The following is a 22,290-nucleotide window of genomic DNA, read 5'->3' as shown; positions in this document are numbered from 1 at the left end:
TGGGTGCGTAAGCGTAGCCCGTCGTAGACATCGCAGATTCATAATATTGATCATATCTATCCACCTCTGACTTTTTCTTGCGATAATTCCCAAGGGGGACGCGCTCTCCACTGGTTAGTAAAAGAGGGATAGATGACACTCAAGCGGTTGATTTTAATTTTTATACTGACACCTATAGCAGTTCTGTTGGCAGTTTTGGCTTTATTTAATAGTTGGCAAGAACCTCAGTTTCAAAGTCGCCTGGAACTATACCAAACCAATATTGCTCTACAAGCCCAAGCTTGGCAATCAGAAGATAGCAACGATGACAATCTCCAGGTGATTCGGGAAGCTATACTTGGTGAGCAACCTCTGGAAAGCGCTACAAAGCAGTATCAGGAGGCGCGTGAATCAGTTCAAGCTAATTTGGACAAAGTTAACAACAAACTCGCACAATTACGCTCTCAACCGGAAATAACTCTTACGCCTCCGAAACCTTTGCCTGATGTTCCTCCGACTACTAAAACCTCTAGACAGGGACAGCAACAGTTACAGCAGTCTTTCAAGCAACTGCAAAAATTACTGGCTGAGTTAGACTTGCGGCTGGGAATTTTACAAGCACAGCAAGGACAGACAGATACAGCCCTCAATACTTGGAGCGAATTACAACAACGCTCAGATATTAATCCAGAATTTGGGGAAACTGCTGGTGCATTGAGTGGACTGTGGAACAATCCCCTTCGTCTCCTCCCAAATGCCCAAGAGTTGATTCAAAAGAATTTAGAAGGTTGGTTTCGCTCTACTGCTTTGGTAAAGCTATATCAACTCCAGCAACGACAAGACGCTTTATTAGGCGTTAAAGCTGCACAACAAGAATCTGCTGCTCAAGCGGTGATCAAATTAGCGGTTATTGGGACTATTCCTACCTTGGCAGCTTTAATTGGTCTAATACTGCTGATTTTATTATTTGCTCAACGCTTGTTGAAAGGAAAAGCCTCGTTACTAGCTCAAAATGCTGATGTCCCTTGGTCAACACCTTGGGGTGGTGAAACAATTTTGCAGGTTTTTGTCGTCGGCTTTTTCTTCATGGGGCAAATTTTTGTACCCTTGGTGATATCGCTGCTACCCATCCCGCATCCCGTCGCTGATGTGCGACTTCAGGCGTTTTCTGTCTTGATTAGTTACTTACTGGTAGCATCGGGTGCGCTATTAGTGCTGTATTTCTCTCTCAAGCGCTTTTTTCCCCTACCAGAATTTTGGTTTCGCTTCCGTTTTCAAGATAATTGGTTTTTGTGGGGACTGGGGGGTTATTGCACGGCTTTACCGATAGTTGTGGTGGTATCTTTGATTAATCAACAGCTATGGCAAGGACAGGGTGGTAGTAATCCCCTGTTGCAATTAGCACTGGAAAGCCAAGATGGTGTAGCACTTGGTATATTTTTCTCCACAGCAGCGATCGCAGCGCCATTTTTTGAAGAAATTCTATTTCGCGGTTTTTTGTTACCCTCTCTAACTCGTTACTTACCCGTGTCGGGAGCGATTTTTATAAGTAGTCTGTTGTTTGCGATCGCTCACCTCAGCTTGTCGGAAATTCTGCCACTGACCGCATTAGGCATTGTTTTGGGGGTAGTTTACACGCGATCGCGCAACCTCCTCGCTCCTATGCTCCTCCATAGTCTCTGGAATAGTGGTACGTTATTAAGTTTGTTCGTTTTAGGCAGCAATTAATACTAAAGTGCTACTGTTGCCCAAATCGGAAATATTTGCTTTTATCTCCATAAGTAGGAACAATTTACTAGTTAGAATTGGTTGTAAGCATAAATACTTGTTGAAAACCAAAGTAAGAAAATGGCAAAAGCAAATCAAAGAATGCTGTTAAGATGACAATTTATTCTCATTCGGGTGATTTGAGCCATTTTTGAGATATTAGAAGATGCCTCTTGGTCTTCTACATTCCCACTAACCACACAACTGGTCTCGTATATTGGTGCGATGGCGTTTCATGCCTGCTGGAAGCGATGTCTACGACGGGCTACGCCTACGTCAAAAAATCCGGAAATAATACTGATCGACTTGTAAAAAGTGGTGTATGTAGCAGTTTTTGCTGATTATTGAGGTTCATTTTTCTCAAGATAAATGTCTTACCTAAAAATCTGCAAAACTGCCGCACCAGAGTTTGCAATCATCAAATCCACCAAAAGTCATTAAGGAGCGCCAGATTTTCAGGCTATGCCGCAAGACATCTTAGCGTCCCCTCAAGAAGAGAAGCACGCTAATTTTGATTATTTGTCTTGGGGCTTACTTATACTGAAAAAGTTAAAAATCCATTGATTAAGTAAATGTGTTTACTTAGTTTTATTCCCAGAAAAAGTTTATTTTTATACCTTAGTTATCCAGGAGCAGCACTTATATGGCAAATTTCAACCCCACTCATCCAACCAAACAACTTCTAGCTGGTTACTGTGGCATTATCCTTGGAGGATTTGGGGTTCATAAGTTTATTCTAGGATACGCTTCAGAAGGCTTTATCATGTTGGTGATTTCTGTAGTTGGGGGTTCTTTCACCTACGGGCTTGCCTTGTTAATAATGCTACTTGTAGGTTTAGTTGAAGGCATGATCTACTTGAATAAGTCCCCTGAAGAATTCGTAAATACCTACTTTGTGAATAAGCAGGGCTGGTTCTAAGCTAAAACATATCTAATTTGCATATAAAGGAATAAGAATTAAATAACATACAATTTATGTCCCTGGCTGACCTCACCCTCAATCCCTCTCCTTTATAAGGAGAGGGATCGTGAGACAGGATGAAGTTTTGCATTTTATTTAATCCACGTTCCTAAAATTTTCTCAATATCTTGTGGGGTGGGCAGCGTTCGATGGTTCCTGAGCCTTGTCGTACCCCTCCCCTACGGGGTTCTTGCTACGCGTAGCGTCCCGCAGGGAAGGACTGAGCGCTCACGCCGAAGTCTTGCCCGCCCTGATTATGCAATTTTAATGCCGATTAGCTTAGTACTTTATCAACTTGACAGAATATCACCTATTATATTTATTTCTATTGATATGCTCATTATCAAACCTAAACAGCAACAGCTTACCTGGATGATGTTCCTCTTATTGGGCTTAGGATATTTCAGTGCTATGTCTCATTTGGAAATCAACTATTTCTTAAAAAGCCTGATTGTGATCATGCCAATACAGGTGGTAGCTATTATCTATGTGACTTATCTACGCTGGAGCCGTCAACCCCCTGTGGGGGAATTCAAAATTCAAAATGACGCTCGCGGACTCGCTAACGCTGCCCTAACAAAATTCAAAATTAAGAACCCTACAGATAAATCTGGGAACTTGGAACGTTAAATTGAGTGCAGTGATAGTCGTTGATGCTCAACGAAATAGGATAAATTAATAATTTAAATATGGTTGACATTGAGTCATAGTTCCATATTTCGCCTACGCTCAAATTAGAGACGCTTTTTGTCAGGCGTTGAATTTCTGTAGCGAATCTAAACACTTGCCATGCAACTTCTCCCGAAAACTAAGCTAGTCCCAGAACTTGACCCAATTCTAGAGAAAATTATTCTAGACGTTGGCGGCATGAAGTGTGCTGGGTGTGTGAACGCAGTAGAGCGAGAGCTAACCCAACATCCAGGAGTCAAAAGTGCCTGTGTCAACCTGGCGACAGAGGTAGCAGTCGTAGAGTCAGAAACTGGTGTGGTAGATGCAGATGCACTAGCACAGCGATTAACAGCCGTTGGATTCCCGACTCAACAGAGAAAAGCTAGTGGCACAGTAGCAGGCGAGATATCTACTTTACCAGACCCAGCAGAACGACAACGCCGAGAAATGCTCTCTTCACTCAGGCAGTTAGCGATCGCTGCGGTCTTGCTGATATTGTCGGGAAGTGGACATTTTGGTAATCTTGGTAGCTCAGTGTTGCCAGTACTAAATAACATCTGGTTTCACTGTGGACTAGCGACAGTGGCGCTATTAATTCCCGGTCGCCAGATTTTAGTAGATGGCTGGCTAGGCTGGCGGCGAAATGCGCCTAACATGAACACCCTGATTGGATTAGGAACGCTGACAGCCTACATTGCTAGTTTAGTCGCGCTGCTTTTTCCCAAAATGGGTTGGGAGTGCTTCTTTGACGAACCAGTAATGATGCTGGGGTTTATTCTTTTGGGAAGAACATTAGAGCAACAAGCTAGAGGTCGCGCCGCATCGGCATTTAGGAAATTGCTAGCACTCCAGCCACTCTTAGCGCGATTGATTGCCAACCCGGAGAAAGCAGGAGTGGGATCTTCTAGTGTAGAGATTCCTGCTGAACAGGTGCGTGTCGGTGAATGGTTACAAGTGCTACCAGGTGATAAAATCCCTGTCGATGGTGAAGTGATGGTTGGTCAAACAACGGTCGATGAGTCAATGCTGACTGGGGAAGCCGTACCAGTAATCAAGCAACCGGGAGATATGGTGACAGGGGGAACCCTAAATCAGTCAGGAGCGATCGCTATTCAGGCAACCCGTATTGGAAGTGATACAACTCTAGCTCAAATTGTCGCTTTAGTAGAAGCTGCCCAAACTCGGAAAGCCCCGGTACAGAAATTAGCAGATACAGTAGCTGGTTACTTTACCTACGGGGTGCTGACAGCATCTATATTAACATTTGTCTTTTGGTACTTTTTCGGCACTCACATCTGGACTGATATCACCATGTCTGATGGCATGGAAATGATTAGCCACGCTACAAACAACGCCCCCCACTCTCCCCTATTAATCAGTTTAAAACTAGCGATCGCAGTTATGGTAGTCGCCTGTCCCTGTGCTTTGGGACTTGCCACACCAACAGCTATTCTTGTGGGGACTGCTATGGGCGCAGAACGAGGTCTGTTAATCAAAGGCGGCGACGTTTTAGAAAAAGTACACCAGTTAGATACCGTAGTATTTGATAAAACTGGCACTCTGACCACAGGTAATCCCATCGTCACAGATTGCCTATTAATTTCAGACATGGGCAGTGGGGAATGGGGAGCAGGGAGTCAGGAACCCCACTCCCTACTCCCTACTCCCTACTCCCTAATACAACTAGCAGCAGCCGTAGAAAGCGGTACTCACCACCCCCTAGCAAAAGCGATTCAGCAAGAAGCACAACGGCAACAGTTATCTATTCCAGAGGCTGTGGACTTTCACACGGAACCAGGACTAGGTGTATCTGCTGTAGTAGATAGTACAGTTGTGCTGTTGGGTAACTGGGACTGGTTGAATTGGCACGGTATTGCCATTGGTGAAACTGCACAACAAGTAGCACAAGATTTAGCAACAGATGGTAAAACAGTCGTTTGCGTAGCAGTTGGCGGAACTTTAGCCGGACTAATTGCTGTTTCTGATACCCTCAGACCAGATGCCCAATCCACCGTAGACAAATTGCGTCAGATGGGCTTACGGGTAATGTTGCTCAGTGGCGATCGCCTAGAAGCAGCTAGCGCCATAGCCAAACAACTAGGATTAGATAGCACTGATGTGATCGCAGGTGTCCCCCCAGCCAAAAAAGCGGCTGCAATCCAGTCTCTACAACAAGCAGGGACAAAAGCAACTCCTGTACAGACGCGATTAATCGCGTCTCTACTCCCCACTCCCCATTACCCCTTATCCCCAGAGGGGACCCCACCTTCCCCACTCCCCACTCCCCAATCTGTAGTCGCAATGGTGGGAGATGGAATCAACGATGCTCCAGCTTTATCCCAAGCAGATATCGGAATTGCTTTACACTCCGGGACAGATGTGGCGATGGAAACTGCTGAAATTATCCTAATGCGCGATCGCTTAAACGATGTCGTCGAATCTATTCAGCTTAGTCGCGCCACCTTCAACAAAATCCGCCAAAATTTATTCTGGGCTTTTGCATATAATACAGTTGGCATTCCTTTAGCGGCTGGTGTTTTGTTCCCTAGTCTGGGTTTTGTCCTTAACCCATCTAGTGCTGCTGCATTAATGGCTTTTAGCTCTGTTAGCGTCGTTACAAACTCAATATTATTACGACGATTAGCTCATCACCCGTAGAAGACTCTTTTATCTGTCAAATTTGCCAGCACAAATCTTGGTTATTCCTATCTCAAGTTAAACTAACGCGATGTGCAACTTATTCTTGAAACCCCGCTTCCATTCTTCTCCCCCACAGTCCGAGAGGTTTTGATTCTTACTCCCCAACGCTAGTAGGGAAGCCATTGCGTTGGGCGGCGAGCCACTGTTGTTGCACCTGGCGTAAAGGGTTAGGGGTTAGGTTTGAGAGAAAGTTGCACACACGGCGTAAACTACAGCAGTTTTCATCTATTTAAACCACATCTGTCGTAGGGGCACAGCAATGCTGTGCCCTTACTGAGTGGTCTATTTACCTGAAAATAGCTGTAATATCATGTCCGCTTGATTGCTTATTAAACCCGAAGAACCCCACCCCGCCAAAGCTATGCTTTGTCTCCCCTCCCCGCAAGCAGGGAGGGGATTAAGGGGTGGGGTGCAGTGACTGGGGAAATCGTAACTAATTATGCGGACATGATATAAGTACAGCATTTCATTAATTCGTAGCAAATTAAATTTGGTAATACTCTGCAATGCCAATGCGTTTCCCTGCAATTAAAAACGCTACGCTTTTATGCAAAACTGTACTAAGTCCGCCCCGTCAGGTTTTAAGCAGCCCACAAAGCCTCTTGAGACACCTACCAAAACTATCATAGCTACTGGAGTAGAACGGCCATGTTCTACTCTTTCAAGGTATTATGCAATTTTAAAGCTTATTTAGATCAGCACCACAGACTTATGGTGCGCGAGAATGGCAAGATACGATACTAAACAAATATTGATTTATCACAGTTCCACCGATTTGTCAATGGCAGCAGAAACCAATGAAAACCATCTACTGATTATTGAAGACGATCAAGGTCGCAAAGAATTTTCTCTGGAGCACCCCGTCTACTCTATCGGTAGAGATCGCGAGTGTAATATCCGTTTGATGTCGCAGTTTGTCTCCCGCCGCCATGCCACATTAGTGAGATTGCCACGAGAGCATAATAGTCATAGCTATTATTACCGAATTGTAGATGGCGATGCTAAAGGTAAGCCTAGTTCCAACGGTTTGATGATTAATGGACGTAAAATACCAGCTCACGATCTAAAAAATGAAGATGAGATCGTTTTTGGACCTCAAGTACGTGCTATTTATTACCTTTTAAGAAACAATCAGCGTTTGGGACAAACGGATTCGAGTGAGTACGACATTACACTAATAAACCCCGGTATGGCCGAGGATTTAGAGGATGTGGGAGAGTGAATTATACAGCAGAATTCAGAATTCAGGAGCAAAGCCGGAGACGCTCCGCCGAGGCATCAGAATTCAGAATTAGAATAGGCTCTGTGCCTAGCTTTGAGGCTTAGATAGTGTATTTCACTAACTTGAAATCTGCTGTAACTAGCAATAGCAGTCTAAGAATCCCACGGCTTCAAGTCGTGGGAATGTGAATATAATCACTAAAGCTATTATCCTGCAAGACTTTCAATCAAATGCCAATGGCGGCTATTTTCAATAGCCTGCTTGATGAATTCAAACATTTGTCGGCAATAATTATCTAGTTGGAGTGGTAGTTCTTCATTTTTAATCACAATACTCATTCGGGTTTCTATTTCAGTAGATTTTGATTTATCAATCAGTACTTCTACTGTGACTAATTTAGGAAAAGGAACATTACCGGGAACCTCACGAGCGATAATGTACTCGGCCGTGTGGTATTGAATATCCAATTGAGATTCCTGTAGCAGTTCTACAAGTAACGGCAACAGATGGTCACTAGGAACAGAAACAATAAATGAACAGGTATAGCGAGCCATAATAGCCCCACGCCTTGCAACACTCCGTCCATCCTATAATACCGAAGCATCTAAACGGAAAGTCATTAGAAAAGCAAAGTTATTGAGTTTTGAGATCAGGGATTACAAGATATACAGTCACATCTGTTCTATCGACAACGAAAGTGCCGTAAGCTAAAAGTTTGATCAAAAACTTTACAATGAAAGTTTGGCTGAGATAGAAAATGAAAGTCGCAATTACTGGAGCAACAGGATTTGTCGGTAGTCGTTTGATACAACGACTCCACCAGGAAGGTCATAAAATAGTAGTATTAACTCGGAACACCACCTTTGCTGAAAAGGTTTTTCCATCTGAGGCTTACGCCAATCTAGAAATTATTGCTTATACACCTAATGCATCTGGTTCTTGGCAAAATGTCATCGCTAGTTGTGATGGTGTAGTTAATTTGGCAGGAGAACCCATTGGTGAAGGACGATGGACACCAGAACGGAAACAAGAAATCCTCAATAGCCGGAAGCTAGGTACACAAAAAATAGTTGAAGCAATAGCCAACGCTAACCCCAAAACGGCAGTCGCTACAACGGAGGGAACCCCCGCAACGCGCTGCCTCCCTAGCGTCTTAATTAACGCTTCGGCTATTGGCTACTACGGCACTAGTGAAACGGCTACCTTTGATGAAACAAGTCTATCTGGTAACGATTTTCTCGCCCAAGTCTGCCAAGCCTGGGAAGCAGAAGCGAAAAAGGTAAAAGATGCTGGTGTACGGTTGGTAATTCTGCGTTTTGGGATCGTTCTGGGCAATGGTGGTGCTTTAGGTAAAATGATTTCACCTTTCAAACTCTTCGCTGGTGGCCCCATTGGTACTGGCCGCCAGTGGTTCTCATGGATTCACGTAGACGATTTAGTTAACCTGATTCTGCAAGCTTTAACTAAACCGGAAATAGAAGGCGTATATAATGCCACTGCCCCTAATCCAGTTCGGATGGCAGATTTAAGCCAAACTTTGGGGCGAGTCATGAATCGCCCTTCTTGGTTGCCCGTTCCGGCTTTTGCGATCGAAGCTCTTTTAGGAGACGGGGCTATAGTAGTTTTAGAAGGTCAGCAAGTCATCCCGAAACGCACCGTGGAAACAGGCTTTGAGTACAAATATCCTAATTTACAATCAGCGCTAACACAAATTCTTAGTTAAAAGGGAGTGGGGAGTGGGGAGTGGGGAGTGGAGGAGATAAGGGGGATGAGGGAGACAAGGGAGAAATAAGCAATGCCCCATGCCCCATGCCCCATGCCCAATTCTTTGACTATTGACTAGAGAGAAATTTTCTTGAAACCCAACTGATAATACCACTGAGAATGGCACCGCCCATGAGGATGCCAATTGCTGGGTTAAACAAGGGTTGCCACAGTTTATGCCACAAATCCAAACCCAGGTTTACTCCCGCCGCATCTCCGATCGCAGCGATCGCTAACCAGCCAAAGCCAAACAAAACCAAAAAAACATCTGCGACTAAAACCATGTTTAGCCAATTTAACAATTTATCTTTCATGATTGGAATGGGGAGTGGGGAGTGGGGAGTGGGGAGTGGGGAATGGGGAATGGGGAATGGGGAGTTGGTATTAGCAAGAGACAAGAAAGAAGACTTATTCAATATATTTATCGTTGTCCCCCCCCACTCCCTACTCCCTAACTCCCTACTCCCCATTCTCTACTCTTCAAACAGCCAATTTTTGACTTTTGTCAAACTCTGCCAATCTGGTTTTCTAGTTAAACCGTCTTGAATACTATTTTTAATTTCATCACTCCATTCTTCATTGACAAACATTAACTGTTGTGCTACATCGATGTGTTCGCGCAAACCTTTTTGACCTGTTTCCAGCATTGCTAAGGCGAGATTTACTCTAGCTTGGGGGTCTTGTGGATTTAACTTGACTGCCTTCTGTGCGGCTTTGTAAGCTAAGTTGGGTTTGTTATCGAGTAGATACAACCACGCCAAACAAATCCAAGCAGCACTAGTTTTAGGAGCGCGATCGCACACTTCTTTAAATACAGGGATTAAAGAATCTACTGCTTCTCCTGCTTTATAGCGTTCTAAACCTGTATCAAATAGGGATTCTACTGTATTAGTCATTGGTCATTAGTCATTGGTCATTAGTCATTGGTCATTAGTCATTTGCAAAGGACAAATGACAAATGACTATATTACACCCCAAATGACTTGCCGCAACCACAAGTTTGGTTAGCATTGGGATTAGTGAATTGGAAGCCACCACCAATCATGGCATCGCTATAATCGAGCATTAAACCGTAGAGGTATAATAGACTTTTGCGATCGCTAACAATTTTGAAGCCATCATAGTCAAAAACTTCATCTTCAGGGGTGATCTTGCTCGTGTCTTCAAAGTCCATCATGTAAGACATCCCAGAACAGCCACCCTGACGGACTCCTACCCGTAAGCAGAAATCTGTGCCTTGCCTGTCCCGGAGGGATTTTACCTGGTGCAATGCGGCTTCGCTCAACAGAATTCCGCGTTGTTGAGCCTGAATTGCTTGTGTCATCTGCTTTTTTAACTCCTTAATTAGTTTAAGTGTTACCCTATATCGGCTTGTTAATGCCTGTGGGTTGCTCGTTGAGTGTTTTTGTATTCATTCTAGCGACATCTGAGCCGCTAGATGCCAAATTGTAAACACTCCGTCAAAAGCAGCCAAAAATTTTTATTCTAGAATTGAGAGACTTAGTGTATTTATAGATTCGGTATTTTTGAAGTTCAAGTCTTGCGGCAGCCACAGAAGCAACCACCCTTCAGGTGCAGCCATCAAAACTTAATCCGAGGCTAGCTATCCCCCAAAGTTTACTTCCAAATTGCTTCTTTTGATTAACTTATTCTATGACAAGTTTTAATCGCTCTACCAGTCGTCGGTTGAAGAAATTACCTCAAATTCCTTCTGTATGGGAGGGCGATCGCCGTCCGTTGTCATCACCAAACCATTACTCAGACTCAGAGGCAAAGGGAGAATGCATTCTTTGGGTAGATTATTCCCAAGGTATTGTCCGAGGAATGGACGTGGTAGCTTCAGATATCGGACCAGAAGCAATAGTTCGCACCTTAATGCAAGCAATGGAGCATCCTCAGAGTCCGGCAAGACCTGCCAGACCCCAAAGAATTATAGTCAGAGATCGCGAGATCCAATTTTACCTGCGGGGGGTGCTGCAAGATTTGGATATTGCCATTGACTACGCACCAGAACTGCCTTTAATTGACGAACTGTTTCGCGGGTTCACCGACATCCTCGATAGTCAAACCCCCGACTTACCCCCACAATATGCACAAATCTTGCCAGAGAAGGCATTTGCAATTTGGCAAGCAGCACCTTGGGAATTTTTGCAAGAACAGCAAATTTTGTCAATCGAGATTAATAACTGGGATGTTGGGACACTCTACGCCTCAGTTATGGGAATGCTGGGAATGGAGTATGGAATTTTGTTTTATCGCTCAGAAGAGTCTTTAAAACAGTTTCGCGCCGCAGTTTTAACAGATGAAGAATCAACGGAGCATTTAGAAGAAGCGTTCCTCAAACAAGATTGCCTGTTTCTCACTTTTGACAGTGCTGATGAAGATGAGGATGAAGAAGGTGATTTAGCGGATCTGCCATTATCGGAAATTGACCCCACTTTCGGTAATATCCACCCATTAGAAGGACTACGGTCTGTTTTATATGACGAAGAAGCACTGGTAATGTTCGTTGCCATCGAAAGCCTGAGCCGCTTTATTCGCGATCACCGTCGCCAGCTTCATGAGGACATCTTCCCTATCCTCAGCCGTCGCTATCGCATTTCTCTGCCGCAGTCGGAAGAATCAACTAAATCTTTGGCTGTGACAGTCTCTACCATGCCGCAGTTAGCAGCAGAATTAGAGGAAATGGCAGGCTTTGATGTCGATGATCAGGAGATTGAAAACCCTGACTCACCATCTTTCCAAGCATTGCAAGATGACTTGATCCCAGAAGATTCCTTCCTTAGCTTAGGTGTGGTGTCGTGGGAAATGTTGGAGTCCCTCAAAAAGGGGATCAGCTACCATAATGCTGGTGAAATCAAACAAGTGGGTGACGGTTTGCCGGTGATTTTAATTCAAACTTCCCGGCCCAAGGCTAAGATTGTAATTGAAAGAATTGAAGCAGCAGGCACACTGAGAGCAATTTGCTTTAATCCAGGTGCCGACCCCTTCGATGGCGATCGCTATGATCTGGGTTTATTACAAACTCAAAATGGCGAATTGTTCCTATTTGGTGAATTTTTAGATGAAGATCCGATTCATGTCGAAGCCCGAAAAAAATGGAATCAGCGCTGTAAAAATACTAAGGGCTACTGTGGCTTAATCATTGCTAAAGGACTAACGGGAGCTTCCCGTGGTAATCCTCAGTTACGAGATATGATGGCTTTGTTTGAAGCGCGATCGCTCTCACCTAAAGATTTAGGTATTGGCACTCTTCAACTGATGCCCCAACTTGAATTTGAATAGTTGCACGAATTCCTGTAATTCTCAATCTCAAATTGTGGCTATGAGAAATTAAGTTGATGTGTATTTGATTCGCATCTTGACTGCATTTCTTGCTGAGTCCTGTTAGCGGATATCTAGGATTTAGCCCGTCCTGGGTGAAGTAAAAAGTACTCAGAATTTTTGTGGTCTTTTAACCTCTCACAGATGCTCCGGCTCCATTCAGCACTCTTCATCCGCGAACCTCTCAGGGCGCTGCACTTTTTAATCCATATTCATGTAAATGTAAATACTGATAGGCGACCAATGATTAGAAGTTAACTTTACCTCGATTTCATGAAGTCCCAGTATTCTCATAGTTTTCCAGTTATTTTACTTAGCTATTTTTCAGTATAAATAACTACAATCTGATACTAGTCTATCTACAGAGTTCGGTTTAATCAAACCTAGCTGATACATTTAGATATCGAAATCTTTTTTTTAACATGTTTTTGAGTCGAGCATCTTGTTATGTATCAATATCATTAAGCAAAAGTTCAGATGTATATCTTTTTCTTTGTAAGTTTTTTATAAAGAAGGAAAATTAGCTTATTTAGTGTCTAAATGAAGATTATTTAAAGTGCGTAAATAATAGCTATAATGAACAGACTACCGAAAAACATTAAAATATACAATTACTTTTATGGTTATACTTAACAATTAATAAATAGTTTTAACTCAAAACTTTATTGCCAATAATTTATTTCTTAGTTCAAATCTGATCAAAAGGTTTGCTGTCGAATTTTTGGCGCACTAATTAGCTAAAAACCATTCGTATATATTCCAAATAGATGAATAGGAACAATCAAAAAAATCGCTGATTTGAAAGCAAACTACATCGCTAGAGAGAGGATAAAAGGCATGCACATTTTCATTGTATTTTTACGGGAAGTTGGTGTGAAAGCATGAAACAAAACTCAAAAATTATGCTTAACAACATTCAACTAACATCATATCTGCAATGGATGCAGATGAGTGTTTATTCTAGAGCGATCGCTTATTTACATACTTTGTAAGTGCTTATTCACGATCTATACACATGACTCTAACTCGCCTGTAAGCCCGCATTTCAGCATCATAATGAATAGTAAAGCTTTATTCTCTGGTTTTGTACCAGATGCTTTCTCCAAGCGGGTTTGGATAACTTGGTTAAGAGAGAAGGTCAAATGCTTTCAATGGAGAATAATTTTGTAAATCTTGATTGAGTCAACAGTAGATGTCTCAAATTCATTTATCAAACTTCATTGTCAGGCTTTAGTCATGCTGTTAGTAGGGTGATTTTTTTAAAAAGCAAGTCTGTGCTATTTTACTGTCAAAGTAGTAACAAATAAAGTCTAGTTTTTTCATTTCTTTACAAAATGATAAATCCTGGGACAAAATGAACATTTTTAATATTAATGGTATTACTTGTTTCCTGAGACAAACTCTGATATTGTTATCGTCCTCCTCTTTAGTTAGATTCTTTCAATGATCTAAAACATACAGCAAATAGCATGATAATGACAAATAAAAAATGGGCGGTTAAACGCATAACAGTAAATCTCGCAACACAGGAAGCAGAAAAACTAGAAAAATATTGTCAACAAACAGGTAGACCCGCAACCGACGTGATTCGTGAACTGATTAGAAGTTTGCCTGTCTCCGACGACAGCAAAGATGTAAACAAGTAATAAGTTACTTTCATGACTTATCCAGATAACTGCTTTACTAGCAAAAAAATAGCTATGATACTTTTTTGAGTCCGCCGCAATGGACAACAGTTTGTCTAGCTGATACAGACGCGTTTTTCTCGCGTCTGGTCATTTTTGGGAAATAAAAGGAGTGATCAAAGAGGTTTTAGTATCGACATTGCCTGGACTTAATATGCTGGTGGAGTCGATATTAAGTAGCAAATTCCGACACCAACCCAGTTACAATCTGTAAAGAAACTGAAAAGGAACAACGGAATGCGCGTTGCAATCGTAGGTGCGGGACTGGCTGGACTAGCAACCGCAGTAGATCTAGCTGATGCTGGTTGTGAAGTAGAGATTTTTGAGTCTCGTCCGTTTGTGGGTGGTAAAGTTGGCAGTTGGGTTGATGGAGATGGCAACCATCTAGAAATGGGGTTGCATGTATTTTTCGGCTGCTACTACCAACTATTTGACTTAATGAAGAAAGTGGGGGTGTTAGAAAACTTACGCCTCAAGGAACATACCCACACTTTCATTAACAAAGGGGGGCGCACAGGTGCTTTAGATTTTCGCTTCTTTACGGGTGCGCCTTTCAATGGCTTAAAGGCATTTTTTACTACTTCTCAACTCTCGTTGCAGGATAAATTGCAAAATGCGATCGCTTTGGGTACTAGTCCGATAGTTCGCGGATTGGTAGACTTTAACGGGGCGATGAAAACCATCCGCAACTTAGATAAAATTAGCTTTGCCGATTGGTTTCGCAGTCATGGTGGCAGTAATGGCAGCATCAAGCGCTTATGGAACCCCATCGCCTACGCATTGGGATTTATTGATTGCGAAAATATGTCTGCCCGTTGTATGTTAACGATATTCCAGTTATTTGCAGTCAGAACTGAAGCTTCAGTTTTGCGAATGCTCAAAGGTTCTCCCGATGAGTATTTACACAAGCCTATTCTGGAATATTTAGAAGTAAGAGGCACCAAAGTTTACACGCGTCGGCAAGTGCGGGAAATTCAGTTTACTGAGTTAGACAAACAAACCCACGTCACTGGTATAGTAGTTGCTCAAGGTGATAGCGTAGAAACTATCACTGCTGATGCTTACGTTTTTGCCTGTGATGTTCCAGGAATTCAACGCATCCTACCCCACGAGTGGCGTAAGTGGTCAGAATTTGACAATATTTACAAACTGGATGCAGTGCCAGTGGCTACAGTGCAGTTACGCTTCGATGGTTGGGTAACGGAACTCAACGATGAAGAACAACGTAAACAGCTAACTCATGCGGCTGGAATCGATAATTTACTTTACACAGCCGATGCTGACTTTTCTTGTTTTGCCGATTTGGCGTTGACTAGCCCTGCTGATTATTATCGCCCAGGACAGGGGTCTTTGTTGCAGCTAGTGCTGACACCGGGAGATCCGTTTATTGCCCAAAGTAATGAAGCGATCGCGCAGCATGTCCTCAAGCAAGTTCATGAACTGTTTCCCTCGTCGCGGGAGCTAAATATGACTTGGTATAGTGTGGTAAAACTTGCTCAGTCTCTCTACCGAGAAGCCCCAGGGATGGATGCGTACCGTCCTAATCAAAAAACACCAGTAGATAATTTCTTCCTTGCAGGGAGTTATACTCAGCAAGACTACATCGACAGCATGGAAGGAGCAACTATTTCTGGACGGCGGGCGGCAAAAGTGATTTTGGAAAGTTTGAAGAGATAACAAACCGCGTTCGCGCAGCGTCTCGTTAGAGAAGGGCGCAAAGAACGCGTTCGCAAAGCGTCTCGTAGAGAAGGAAGAAAAAGAGAGATGTCAGATTGGTTAGAGCATACTGTGCAGGTAGAAGTAGAGGCTCCCATAGATTTAGTATGGAGCCTCTGGTCTGATTTGGAGCAAATGCCCCGTTGGATGAAGTGGATTGATTCGGTGAAAATTCCGCCAGATAATCCAGATATATCTGTTTGGAAATTAAAGACGGGTGGTTTAGAATTTACTTGGAAATCTCGAATTCTCAAAGTTATTCCCAACCAAATTATCCAATGGGAATCGATTGATGGTTTGCCGAATCAGGGAGCGATTCGCTTTTACGATCGCAATGGTAGTAGCGTTGTCAAAATGACCATTTCCTACGCCATCCCCGGCATTCTTGGCAAAATTATGGATAACTTATTTTTGGGACGAATAGTTGAATCGACGATTCAAGCTGATTTAGAAAGGTTTAAAGAATATGCGCTGAATGTTAAAGCTAATTGATATAAATAGTAAAAATAGGCAGTAGAAAGCTTTTGCATTTTATGACTCATGAATTAGCATGACAGAGAAATGGCTTTCTATCGTTGGGATTGGGGAAGATGGATTACAGGGGTTAAGTGCGATCGCTCGTTCTCTAATCGATCAAGCTACAGTAATTGTGGGAGGCGATCGCCATTTGGCAATGCTCCCTACAGATGACCAACGTGAGAAACTAGTCTGGACATCCCCCATTAGTGCCTCAGTTGAGGAAATCATCCAGCGTCGCGGTCAGTCGATTTGCGTACTCGCAAGCGGCGATCCGATGTGTTACGGCATTGGTGTTACCTTGATGCGGCGAATTCCCATCTCGGAAATGACGATTATCCCCGCACCTTCAGCCTTCAGCCTCGCTTGCGCCAGAGTTGGCTGGTCTTTAACTGAGGTGGAAACCTTGAGTTTGAATGGTCGTTCATCCTCCCTACTCCAGTCTTACATCTATCCGGGAGCGCAGCTCTTGATTTTGAGCGAGGGGAAGGACACACCCGCCATTCTTGCCGAAATTTTGACAAATCGCGGCTATGGTGGCAGTAAAATTACCGTACTGGAGCGCATGGGCGGCACTCATGAAAGAATTGTGGAAGGTACGGCTGCATCGTGGAGTCAAACTGAAATTGCTGCTTTGAATGCGATCGCAGTTTATTGTATTGCTGATGTTGGGGTTATCCCTTTACCAAAGTTACCAGGGCTACCAGATAACGCCTATCACCATGATGGACAATTAACTAAGCGTGAAGTTAGGGCAATCACTCTAGCAGCTTTAGCTCCGACACCGGGAGAATTATTGTGGGATGTTGGCGCAGGTTGCGGCTCAATTTCTATCGAATGGATGCGAAGTCATGCTCGGTGTCGCGCGATCGCGATCGAACAAAATTCTTCTAGACTACTTTATATTGCCGATAATGCTGCCACTCTCGGTACTCCAAATCTGCAAATCATTGAAGGTAAAGCACCCCATGCCCTGAAAGATTTGCCTACACCAGATACTATTTTTATTGGTGGTGGAGTAACAGCAATAGGACTTTTTGATGTTTGCTGGGAGGCACTGCGGCCGGGTGGGCGTTTGGTAGCAAATGTCGTGACGGTAGAGGGTGAGCAAACTTTATTTCAATGGCATGAACGAGTCGGTGGTGATTTAACTCGTATTGCCATCCAACGGGCGGAACCTATTGGTAAATTTTTGGGCTGGCGAGCAATAGCACCTGTGACGCAATGGATAGTTGTAAAATCTCAGGACTTACGGCGTTTTAGTTAAATATTTTTGCTCTTGTTTATAGCGGTTCTCGGTTCAGTGAGGTACAAGAACCCCACCCCCTCCCCGCAGGCGAGGCTACGGTGTACACATAAGTCTTTCTGAACGCAATTTACGGTTAAGTCTTATAGCCCCTAAGAGGATGTTTGAAAAGTATTTTTTAAGTATAATTATCTACTGCATAAACGAAGTCAGCCTACGCGGACTAATGAAAAATTAAGGATTTTAACCCACGTTCGCGTAGCGTTCTGCAAGGAAAGGTGGGTAAAGTCTCGTGTAGCCAAGCCAGTGCGGTCTTGGGGGTTTCCACGCCACTTGCTTTATGCCGGGGAACCCATCCACCGCAGTGGCTCCCCATGAGCAACTGGCGCGCGACTTCTAGTCGCCAAGGCAAGTAATAAATTAGACTTTTCAAACAACCTCTAAGATACCTCACCCTGGTTTTAATACGTAAAACCTGTCCCTCTCCTTATTAAGGAGAGGGATTAAAGATAGGACAGGGTGAGGTTTTGGGTAATCGGATAACTTGTGTGTACACCGTAGGCTCTTCGAGAGGGGGCTATGATGTACTTCATGTGATTAGGAAACGCTATATATAGATACAGATTTTTATATGTGCGCCTAATATGCTGGATTGAAACATACTCATTTCAGGTGGACAGCATCATTCATTGTCCCCATAAAAATAGCTATAGCAAATATGAGAATATTGCTGTGGCTAAATTTATAAAAGTTAAATTAATTAACTCAAGTTGGCCATTTTTGTAACATGAATAAAACATCCGAAAGTCGGCAAAAAAAACTGCTTTAATTACAGGAGCCGCTAGTGGGATAGGCTATCGATTAACCCAAATTTTTGCCCGTCATAGTTATAATCTTGTGTTAGTTGATAAGAATGAACAAAAACTTACTGAAATCATAAATCAATTTCCGCAAAAGTTTGGCATTTTTGTCAAAATTTTTGCTAAGGATTTATCTATCCCAACATCCCCACAAGAAATTTTCACAGAACTACAGCAAGCATCCATCAAGATTGATGTGCTGGTTAACAACGCTGGCTTTGGTACTTATGGAGCATTTAACGAAACAGACCTCACCCTTGAACTGAAAATGCTACAGGTAAATATGGTCAGCCTGACTCATTTAACTAAGTTATTCCTCAAGGATATGGTCGCGCAAAACTATGGAAAAATATTAAATGTGGCCTCAGCAGCTGCTTTTCAACCAGGGCCTCTAATGGCAGTTTATTTCGCTACTAAAGCCTATGTGTTATCATTTTCGGAAGCGATCGCTAATGAATTAGAAGGCACAGGTGTCAGTGTGACTGTTCTTTGTCCAGGCCCAACAGCATCCCAATTTCAACAAACTGCTGCAATGGAAGATTCAAAGATTGCTAGCGTTAAGAGAATGATGGATACGGAAACCGTTGCTAGGATTGGCTATCAAGGCTTAATGACAAACAAAACTGTTGTCGTTCCTGGGATCAGAAATAAAATATTGACTGAAAGCGTCAGATTTACACCCAGAAATTTAGTCATAAAGGTTGTGAGAAGTATGCACGAACTCAAAAAAAATAAGTAGCCTCACATCTTACACGTAGCCCTAGCGATTAGAAATCGCGGCTATACAAACGAAGTCCGCCTGCGCGGACTAAGGTCAAATCAAGGTTTTCAACCCGCGGAGGCTGGTTTTGCCTGTGTAGCCGCGACTTCCAGTCGCCTAATGCAAGATATAAGTAGCTATCAGGGTTTGGGTGAAATAGTATTACCCAATTCAAATAAATAGTTGCGTAAACTCATACATTAAATCCACCCTGCCCTTACGTAACATGGCTGGATCTAATCTTTCAGTAGTGTTGCAAGTCATCAAAACAACTAACCGTTGCTGCATCTGAATACCAGAGTCATCAATTACACTCTGATACAAAGTGCCGTCCAGCAAACTCAGAATGTGTTCGGTTTTGTTATTGTATTGCGCTACCTCGGAAGCACGATTTTGCGCTAGATTATCAGCTTCGTTAATCACGATGCAAATACGCTCTATGTAAGTCGGTGGGACAAAATTAGCGATCGCATCATGATCTAAAATAAAAATTACATATCCTAAAGGTACAAGAATTTCTTTTGCTACTGCCTGTGTCCAGACTGTTTTACCTGTACCTGGTTCCCCATGTACAACAACCGCTAACTGGTTTTGATTCAGAATCGCTTGCTGTACAGAATCAGTAAAGTTTTGGATATCTGCGGGAAATGTCCGAATGGCAAATTGACTGTGAACTTTGCCTACACGACTTTGATATCCACTCAGCATAACTGCTAAGTCGTAAGTTGCTTTGTTAATTAGTGGCGCGAGATTTTTCGCCATTAAACTATATTGTCGTCGCCCGCGATCGTAGGGGTCAATTTGCAACCAAACGTCAGACTTCGACCAGTAAGCATAAACAGTATTGAGAACGTCTAAGCGTTCCCAGTTAACAAATTTATCTATAGGAAAATAAAAATCTCTTTCTGAATAATACTGGGTAATAATATCGGGACTACCCAACACTTGTAAAACTCGGAGTACAGTAATTTCTTGCAGTCGGTTAAGAACATAATCAATGGGAATGCTACTACGACTGACAAACTGGACAATGGGTGTTTCCGTACTCAAAACATCTTTGTAGCGATGATCTGGTGATTGGGGATCTGGCGTGATGTAATTCCAAAACTTTTCAACTTCATAGCGGGTATTATCAGATACAACACTTAATAAATTAGCCCACCACGCATAATTATTTCGTCCTAAAATATCAGCAACATTACTCGCTAAATTCAAACTTTTTTGACTTAATTCGCGGGAGTCACTATACAATAGTTGCCACAAAAACCCCCAGTCTAATTCTCGGTTAAACGGTCGCCAACCGCTAGCAAGCAAACTTTGCCGACTATTATTTGTAGGAGAGCCTTCATTGCTTCTAAAATAGTCAAAATCCATATTTGTTAGTTATGCAGCGTTAGTCGAGTTATTTTGTGTGAAATAGGAGATTTTGAAAAAGTTTTATTGTAATATAAACTAAATGCGTACAAATGGTAATTTTATTTCCACCGTGCTGTACTGGCTAGGAAGTCTTTTTAATTTAACTCATTCCATCTGTAACATACTATATTACATAGTACCTACCTGCGTCAACTTTTTTGACAAAGCAATTGGTAAGTGGGGGTTTGCTTTTAGCTATTGATCTACCTGCGCCACTTATCTATCTCTAGATCAAAACCTCCTCGGATTTTTCCAATCGGGTAACGTCTGCCAATTACACCTGTAAAAAAACCACCCCGCCTTTGACTTTCGTCAAAGTCCCCCCTCTCCGAACTCACGGAGAGGGGTTGGGTGTGAGGTTTTGTATTTTATTAAATAGCGCGCTGTGCAACTTTCTCTCAAACCTAACCCCCAGCCCCTTCCCTTGTAGGGAAGGGGAGCAAAACTTAAAGCCTCTCTCCGCTTCGGGGAGAGGTTTGGAGAGGGGTTTTAAGAAGAAGTCGCACATCGCGTTAAATACGTGTTCCTAAGTAAATTAGCGATCGCTTGTTGAACTAAATTCTCTGTTTGGCTGCCAATGTTACTGGTTGTTGCGTGCAAATCAAGATTCGCAGGTTTACCAAAATCGCACGGGCTATACTGATTAACTGCTGTTGTCCTTTGCTTAGGAATGTAGAGTGTAACAGTGTAATCGGAACCGCAGAGTAAGGAGAGAAGGGGAGAGTTAGGCGAAATTCTTCTTTTCTTCTATTCCCCACTCCCCCTTAAATATGAATTCCACATTCTGTTTTATCACTTCCCCGCCAGCGTCCGGCGCGTTCATCTTCGCCTTCGCCGACTTTGGTGGTGATCGGTTCGTCGCCTATGCTGGGATAACCTTTGTCGTGTAGAGGGTTGTAGATGACTCCGTGTTCAGCCACGTAAACCCAGCTATCTTGGCGTGTCCAGGTAGCTATAGGATTTACTTTCAGCCGATCTTTACCATCTAATTCAAATATGGGCATATTCCCACGGGTTACTGCTTGGTCACGGCGGCGTCCAGTTATCCAAGCGACGCTGTTGAGTTCGTCTAGACCCCGTAGTAGTGGTTCAATTTTTGTAATGTGGTGGAATTGGGCAATATCTTTGTCCCAGAGTTTTTCGCCGTACTTGGCTTCAAAGGCTTCGCGGGTGTCTAGGTCTGGAGTTTTGTAAGTTTGCAAATCGAGGTTGTAGATTTGTTTGGCTTTGGCAACTAATTCTAGGCTTTCAGGGAAGTGGTGCAAGGTGTCGAGAAAGATCACAGGAACGGGATGCTTCAGTTCAGTGTAAAGAATATGGGTAATTATCATGTCATCCACGTTAAAGGCGCTGGTTTGTACCAGTCCTGTTGGGATATTTTCTATAGACCATGCCAGTATCTCTTTTGGAGTGGCAGTTTCAAATTGCTCATTTAATTTGTCTAAGTCAAAAGCGATCGTTTGGTTTCTAGATGCCGTGGAAACTGTCATGATAATCTTCTGTTCAAATATTTTTACCTTGATTAATATTTATTTTACCCCATAAAGGCACGTATTCCGCTCGGAGATAAGGTAATGATTTTGTTCGGAAATTACTACATTCTGGGCATTGGGCATTGGGCATTGGGAAGTGCGATTCGTTCAGTCTAAACCTGAGAAGGAGGACGGCTGGCTTCGGTTGAGTAACCCATTCCAGGGTAGAGTTC

The 22,290-nt window shown here is 43.0% G+C and carries 19 protein-coding genes and 1 pseudogene; 12 read left to right on the top strand and 8 right to left on the bottom strand.

Features of this window, described 5'->3' with window-relative positions:
• Window positions 1-132 precede the first annotated feature (132 nt).
• From V7K36_RS33495 to V7K36_RS33475, 5 genes are all read left to right on the top strand, one after another.
• Window positions 133-1,707, top strand: coding sequence for a CPBP family intramembrane glutamic endopeptidase (locus V7K36_RS33495; RefSeq protein WP_335122308.1), 1,575 nt, complete (start codon window positions 133-135; stop codon window positions 1,705-1,707).
• Window positions 1,708-2,389: 682 nt separating this feature from the next.
• Complete coding sequence (locus tag V7K36_RS33490; RefSeq protein WP_334827101.1) at window positions 2,390-2,665, top strand: TM2 domain-containing protein; 276 nt, start codon at window positions 2,390-2,392, stop codon at window positions 2,663-2,665.
• Between the two features lie 375 nt (window positions 2,666-3,040).
• Window positions 3,041-3,337: a hypothetical protein gene (locus tag V7K36_RS33485; protein ID WP_335122306.1), complete on the top strand. Its 297-nt coding sequence runs from the start codon at window positions 3,041-3,043 to the stop codon at window positions 3,335-3,337.
• A gap of 159 nt (window positions 3,338-3,496) precedes the next feature.
• Window positions 3,497-6,034 carry a heavy metal translocating P-type ATPase gene (locus tag V7K36_RS33480; protein WP_335122304.1) on the top strand — a complete coding sequence of 846 codons (2,538 nt, stop codon included), beginning with the start codon at window positions 3,497-3,499 and terminating at the stop codon, window positions 6,032-6,034.
• 766 nt (window positions 6,035-6,800) lie between these two features.
• Window positions 6,801-7,298, top strand: a complete 498-nt coding sequence (locus tag V7K36_RS33475) for an FHA domain-containing protein (RefSeq protein WP_334942250.1) — start codon at window positions 6,801-6,803, stop codon at window positions 7,296-7,298.
• A gap of 206 nt (window positions 7,299-7,504) precedes the next feature.
• Here V7K36_RS33475 and V7K36_RS33470 read toward each other — a convergent pair whose 3' ends face one another.
• Window positions 7,505-7,852: a hypothetical protein gene (locus V7K36_RS33470; protein WP_334827109.1), complete on the bottom strand. Its 348-nt coding sequence runs from the start codon at window positions 7,850-7,852 to the stop codon at window positions 7,505-7,507.
• Window positions 7,853-8,055: 203 nt separating this feature from the next.
• Between V7K36_RS33470 and thyD the strand changes: the two genes are divergently transcribed.
• Window positions 8,056-9,021, top strand: a complete 966-nt coding sequence (gene thyD, locus V7K36_RS33465) for a thylakoid membrane protein ThyD (RefSeq protein WP_335122302.1) — start codon at window positions 8,056-8,058, stop codon at window positions 9,019-9,021.
• A gap of 109 nt (window positions 9,022-9,130) precedes the next feature.
• Here thyD and V7K36_RS33460 read toward each other — a convergent pair whose 3' ends face one another.
• The 3 genes from V7K36_RS33460 to V7K36_RS33450 all read right to left on the bottom strand — a co-directional run bounded on the left by V7K36_RS33460 (window position 9,131) and on the right by V7K36_RS33450 (window position 10,386).
• Entirely contained in the window at window positions 9,131-9,376 is a 246-nt protein-coding gene (locus tag V7K36_RS33460) for a hypothetical protein (protein WP_334942248.1), read from the bottom strand.
• Between the two features lie 159 nt (window positions 9,377-9,535).
• Window positions 9,536-9,958 (bottom strand): tetratricopeptide repeat protein, encoded by a 423-nt coding sequence (locus tag V7K36_RS33455; RefSeq protein ID WP_335122300.1) that lies wholly within the window; start codon window positions 9,956-9,958, stop codon window positions 9,536-9,538.
• A 71-nt stretch (window positions 9,959-10,029) separates the two neighbouring features.
• Window positions 10,030-10,386 (bottom strand): iron-sulfur cluster assembly accessory protein, encoded by a 357-nt coding sequence (locus tag V7K36_RS33450; protein WP_292823481.1) that lies wholly within the window; start codon window positions 10,384-10,386, stop codon window positions 10,030-10,032.
• 329 nt (window positions 10,387-10,715) lie between these two features.
• Here V7K36_RS33450 and V7K36_RS33445 point away from each other — a divergent pair, with 329 nt between their 5' ends.
• The 6 genes from V7K36_RS33445 (at window position 10,716) to V7K36_RS33420 (ending at window position 19,148) form a co-directional block, all read left to right on the top strand.
• On the top strand, window positions 10,716-12,347 hold the full coding sequence (locus V7K36_RS33445; RefSeq protein ID WP_335122299.1) for a DUF6930 domain-containing protein: 1,632 nt from the start codon (window positions 10,716-10,718) through the stop codon (window positions 12,345-12,347).
• Between the two features lie 1,508 nt (window positions 12,348-13,855).
• Window positions 13,856-14,032 carry a CopG family transcriptional regulator gene (locus tag V7K36_RS33440; RefSeq protein ID WP_335041530.1) on the top strand — a complete coding sequence of 59 codons (177 nt, stop codon included), beginning with the start codon at window positions 13,856-13,858 and terminating at the stop codon, window positions 14,030-14,032.
• A 276-nt stretch (window positions 14,033-14,308) separates the two neighbouring features.
• Complete coding sequence (zds, locus tag V7K36_RS33435; protein WP_335122297.1) at window positions 14,309-15,748, top strand: 9,9'-di-cis-zeta-carotene desaturase; 1,440 nt, start codon at window positions 14,309-14,311, stop codon at window positions 15,746-15,748.
• A gap of 87 nt (window positions 15,749-15,835) precedes the next feature.
• The gene (locus tag V7K36_RS33430) at window positions 15,836-16,279 is read left to right on the top strand and encodes an SRPBCC family protein (protein WP_335122295.1); all 444 of its coding nucleotides are present in this window, start codon (window positions 15,836-15,838) and stop codon (window positions 16,277-16,279) included.
• A 58-nt stretch (window positions 16,280-16,337) separates the two neighbouring features.
• Window positions 16,338-17,570 (top strand): precorrin-6y C5,15-methyltransferase (decarboxylating) subunit CbiE, encoded by a 1,233-nt coding sequence (cbiE, locus tag V7K36_RS33425; protein ID WP_335122293.1) that lies wholly within the window; start codon window positions 16,338-16,340, stop codon window positions 17,568-17,570.
• 777 nt (window positions 17,571-18,347) lie between these two features.
• Window positions 18,348-19,148: an SDR family NAD(P)-dependent oxidoreductase gene (locus V7K36_RS33420; RefSeq protein ID WP_335122423.1), complete on the top strand. Its 801-nt coding sequence runs from the start codon at window positions 18,348-18,350 to the stop codon at window positions 19,146-19,148.
• A 192-nt stretch (window positions 19,149-19,340) separates the two neighbouring features.
• On the opposite strand, the gene V7K36_RS33415 is transcribed toward V7K36_RS33420, so the two are convergent.
• The 4 genes and pseudogenes from V7K36_RS33415 to V7K36_RS33400 all read right to left on the bottom strand — a co-directional run.
• Entirely contained in the window at window positions 19,341-20,543 is a 1,203-nt protein-coding gene (locus tag V7K36_RS33415; protein WP_334942243.1) for an AAA family ATPase, read from the bottom strand.
• A 567-nt stretch (window positions 20,544-21,110) separates the two neighbouring features.
• A pseudogene (locus tag V7K36_RS33410) lies at window positions 21,111-21,253 on the bottom strand (ABC transporter); the annotation flags it as partial.
• Window positions 21,254-21,349: 96 nt separating this feature from the next.
• A complete protein-coding gene (gene cysH, locus V7K36_RS33405) occupies window positions 21,350-22,075 on the bottom strand; it encodes a phosphoadenosine phosphosulfate reductase (protein ID WP_335122291.1) in 726 nt (241 codons plus the stop codon).
• A gap of 13 nt (window positions 22,076-22,088) precedes the next feature.
• Window positions 22,089-22,290: hypothetical protein (locus V7K36_RS33400; protein WP_335122289.1), on the bottom strand; the 202-nt coding region annotated here is incomplete at its 5' end.

Source organism: Nostoc sp., assembly GCF_036919555.1.
GTDB lineage: Bacteria > Cyanobacteriota > Cyanobacteriia > Cyanobacteriales > Nostocaceae > Nostoc.
Note: the sequence above shows the minus strand (reverse complement) of the source record. Positions and strands in the feature narration are given on the sequence as shown.

Coding starts and splice junctions, on each gene's coding strand:
- thyD (WP_335122302.1), top strand. CDS start 8,056: ATGAAAGTCGCAATTACTGGAGCAACAGGATTTGTCGGTAGTCGTTTG.
- V7K36_RS33415 (WP_334942243.1), bottom strand. CDS start 20,543: ATGGATTTTGACTATTTTAGAAGCAATGAAGGCTCTCCTACAAATAAT.
- V7K36_RS33475 (WP_334942250.1), top strand. CDS start 6,801: ATGGCAAGATACGATACTAAACAAATATTGATTTATCACAGTTCCACC.
- V7K36_RS33450 (WP_292823481.1), bottom strand. CDS start 10,386: ATGACACAAGCAATTCAGGCTCAACAACGCGGAATTCTGTTGAGCGAA.
- V7K36_RS33445 (WP_335122299.1), top strand. CDS start 10,716: ATGACAAGTTTTAATCGCTCTACCAGTCGTCGGTTGAAGAAATTACCT.
- V7K36_RS33430 (WP_335122295.1), top strand. CDS start 15,836: ATGTCAGATTGGTTAGAGCATACTGTGCAGGTAGAAGTAGAGGCTCCC.
- V7K36_RS33470 (WP_334827109.1), bottom strand. CDS start 7,852: ATGGCTCGCTATACCTGTTCATTTATTGTTTCTGTTCCTAGTGACCAT.
- cbiE (WP_335122293.1), top strand. CDS start 16,338: ATGACAGAGAAATGGCTTTCTATCGTTGGGATTGGGGAAGATGGATTA.
- V7K36_RS33460 (WP_334942248.1), bottom strand. CDS start 9,376: ATGAAAGATAAATTGTTAAATTGGCTAAACATGGTTTTAGTCGCAGAT.
- V7K36_RS33455 (WP_335122300.1), bottom strand. CDS start 9,958: ATGACTAATACAGTAGAATCCCTATTTGATACAGGTTTAGAACGCTAT.
- V7K36_RS33480 (WP_335122304.1), top strand. CDS start 3,497: ATGCAACTTCTCCCGAAAACTAAGCTAGTCCCAGAACTTGACCCAATT.
- zds (WP_335122297.1), top strand. CDS start 14,309: ATGCGCGTTGCAATCGTAGGTGCGGGACTGGCTGGACTAGCAACCGCA.
- cysH (WP_335122291.1), bottom strand. CDS start 22,075: ATGACAGTTTCCACGGCATCTAGAAACCAAACGATCGCTTTTGACTTA.
- V7K36_RS33490 (WP_334827101.1), top strand. CDS start 2,390: ATGGCAAATTTCAACCCCACTCATCCAACCAAACAACTTCTAGCTGGT.
- V7K36_RS33495 (WP_335122308.1), top strand. CDS start 133: ATGACACTCAAGCGGTTGATTTTAATTTTTATACTGACACCTATAGCA.
- V7K36_RS33440 (WP_335041530.1), top strand. CDS start 13,856: ATGATAATGACAAATAAAAAATGGGCGGTTAAACGCATAACAGTAAAT.
- V7K36_RS33485 (WP_335122306.1), top strand. CDS start 3,041: ATGCTCATTATCAAACCTAAACAGCAACAGCTTACCTGGATGATGTTC.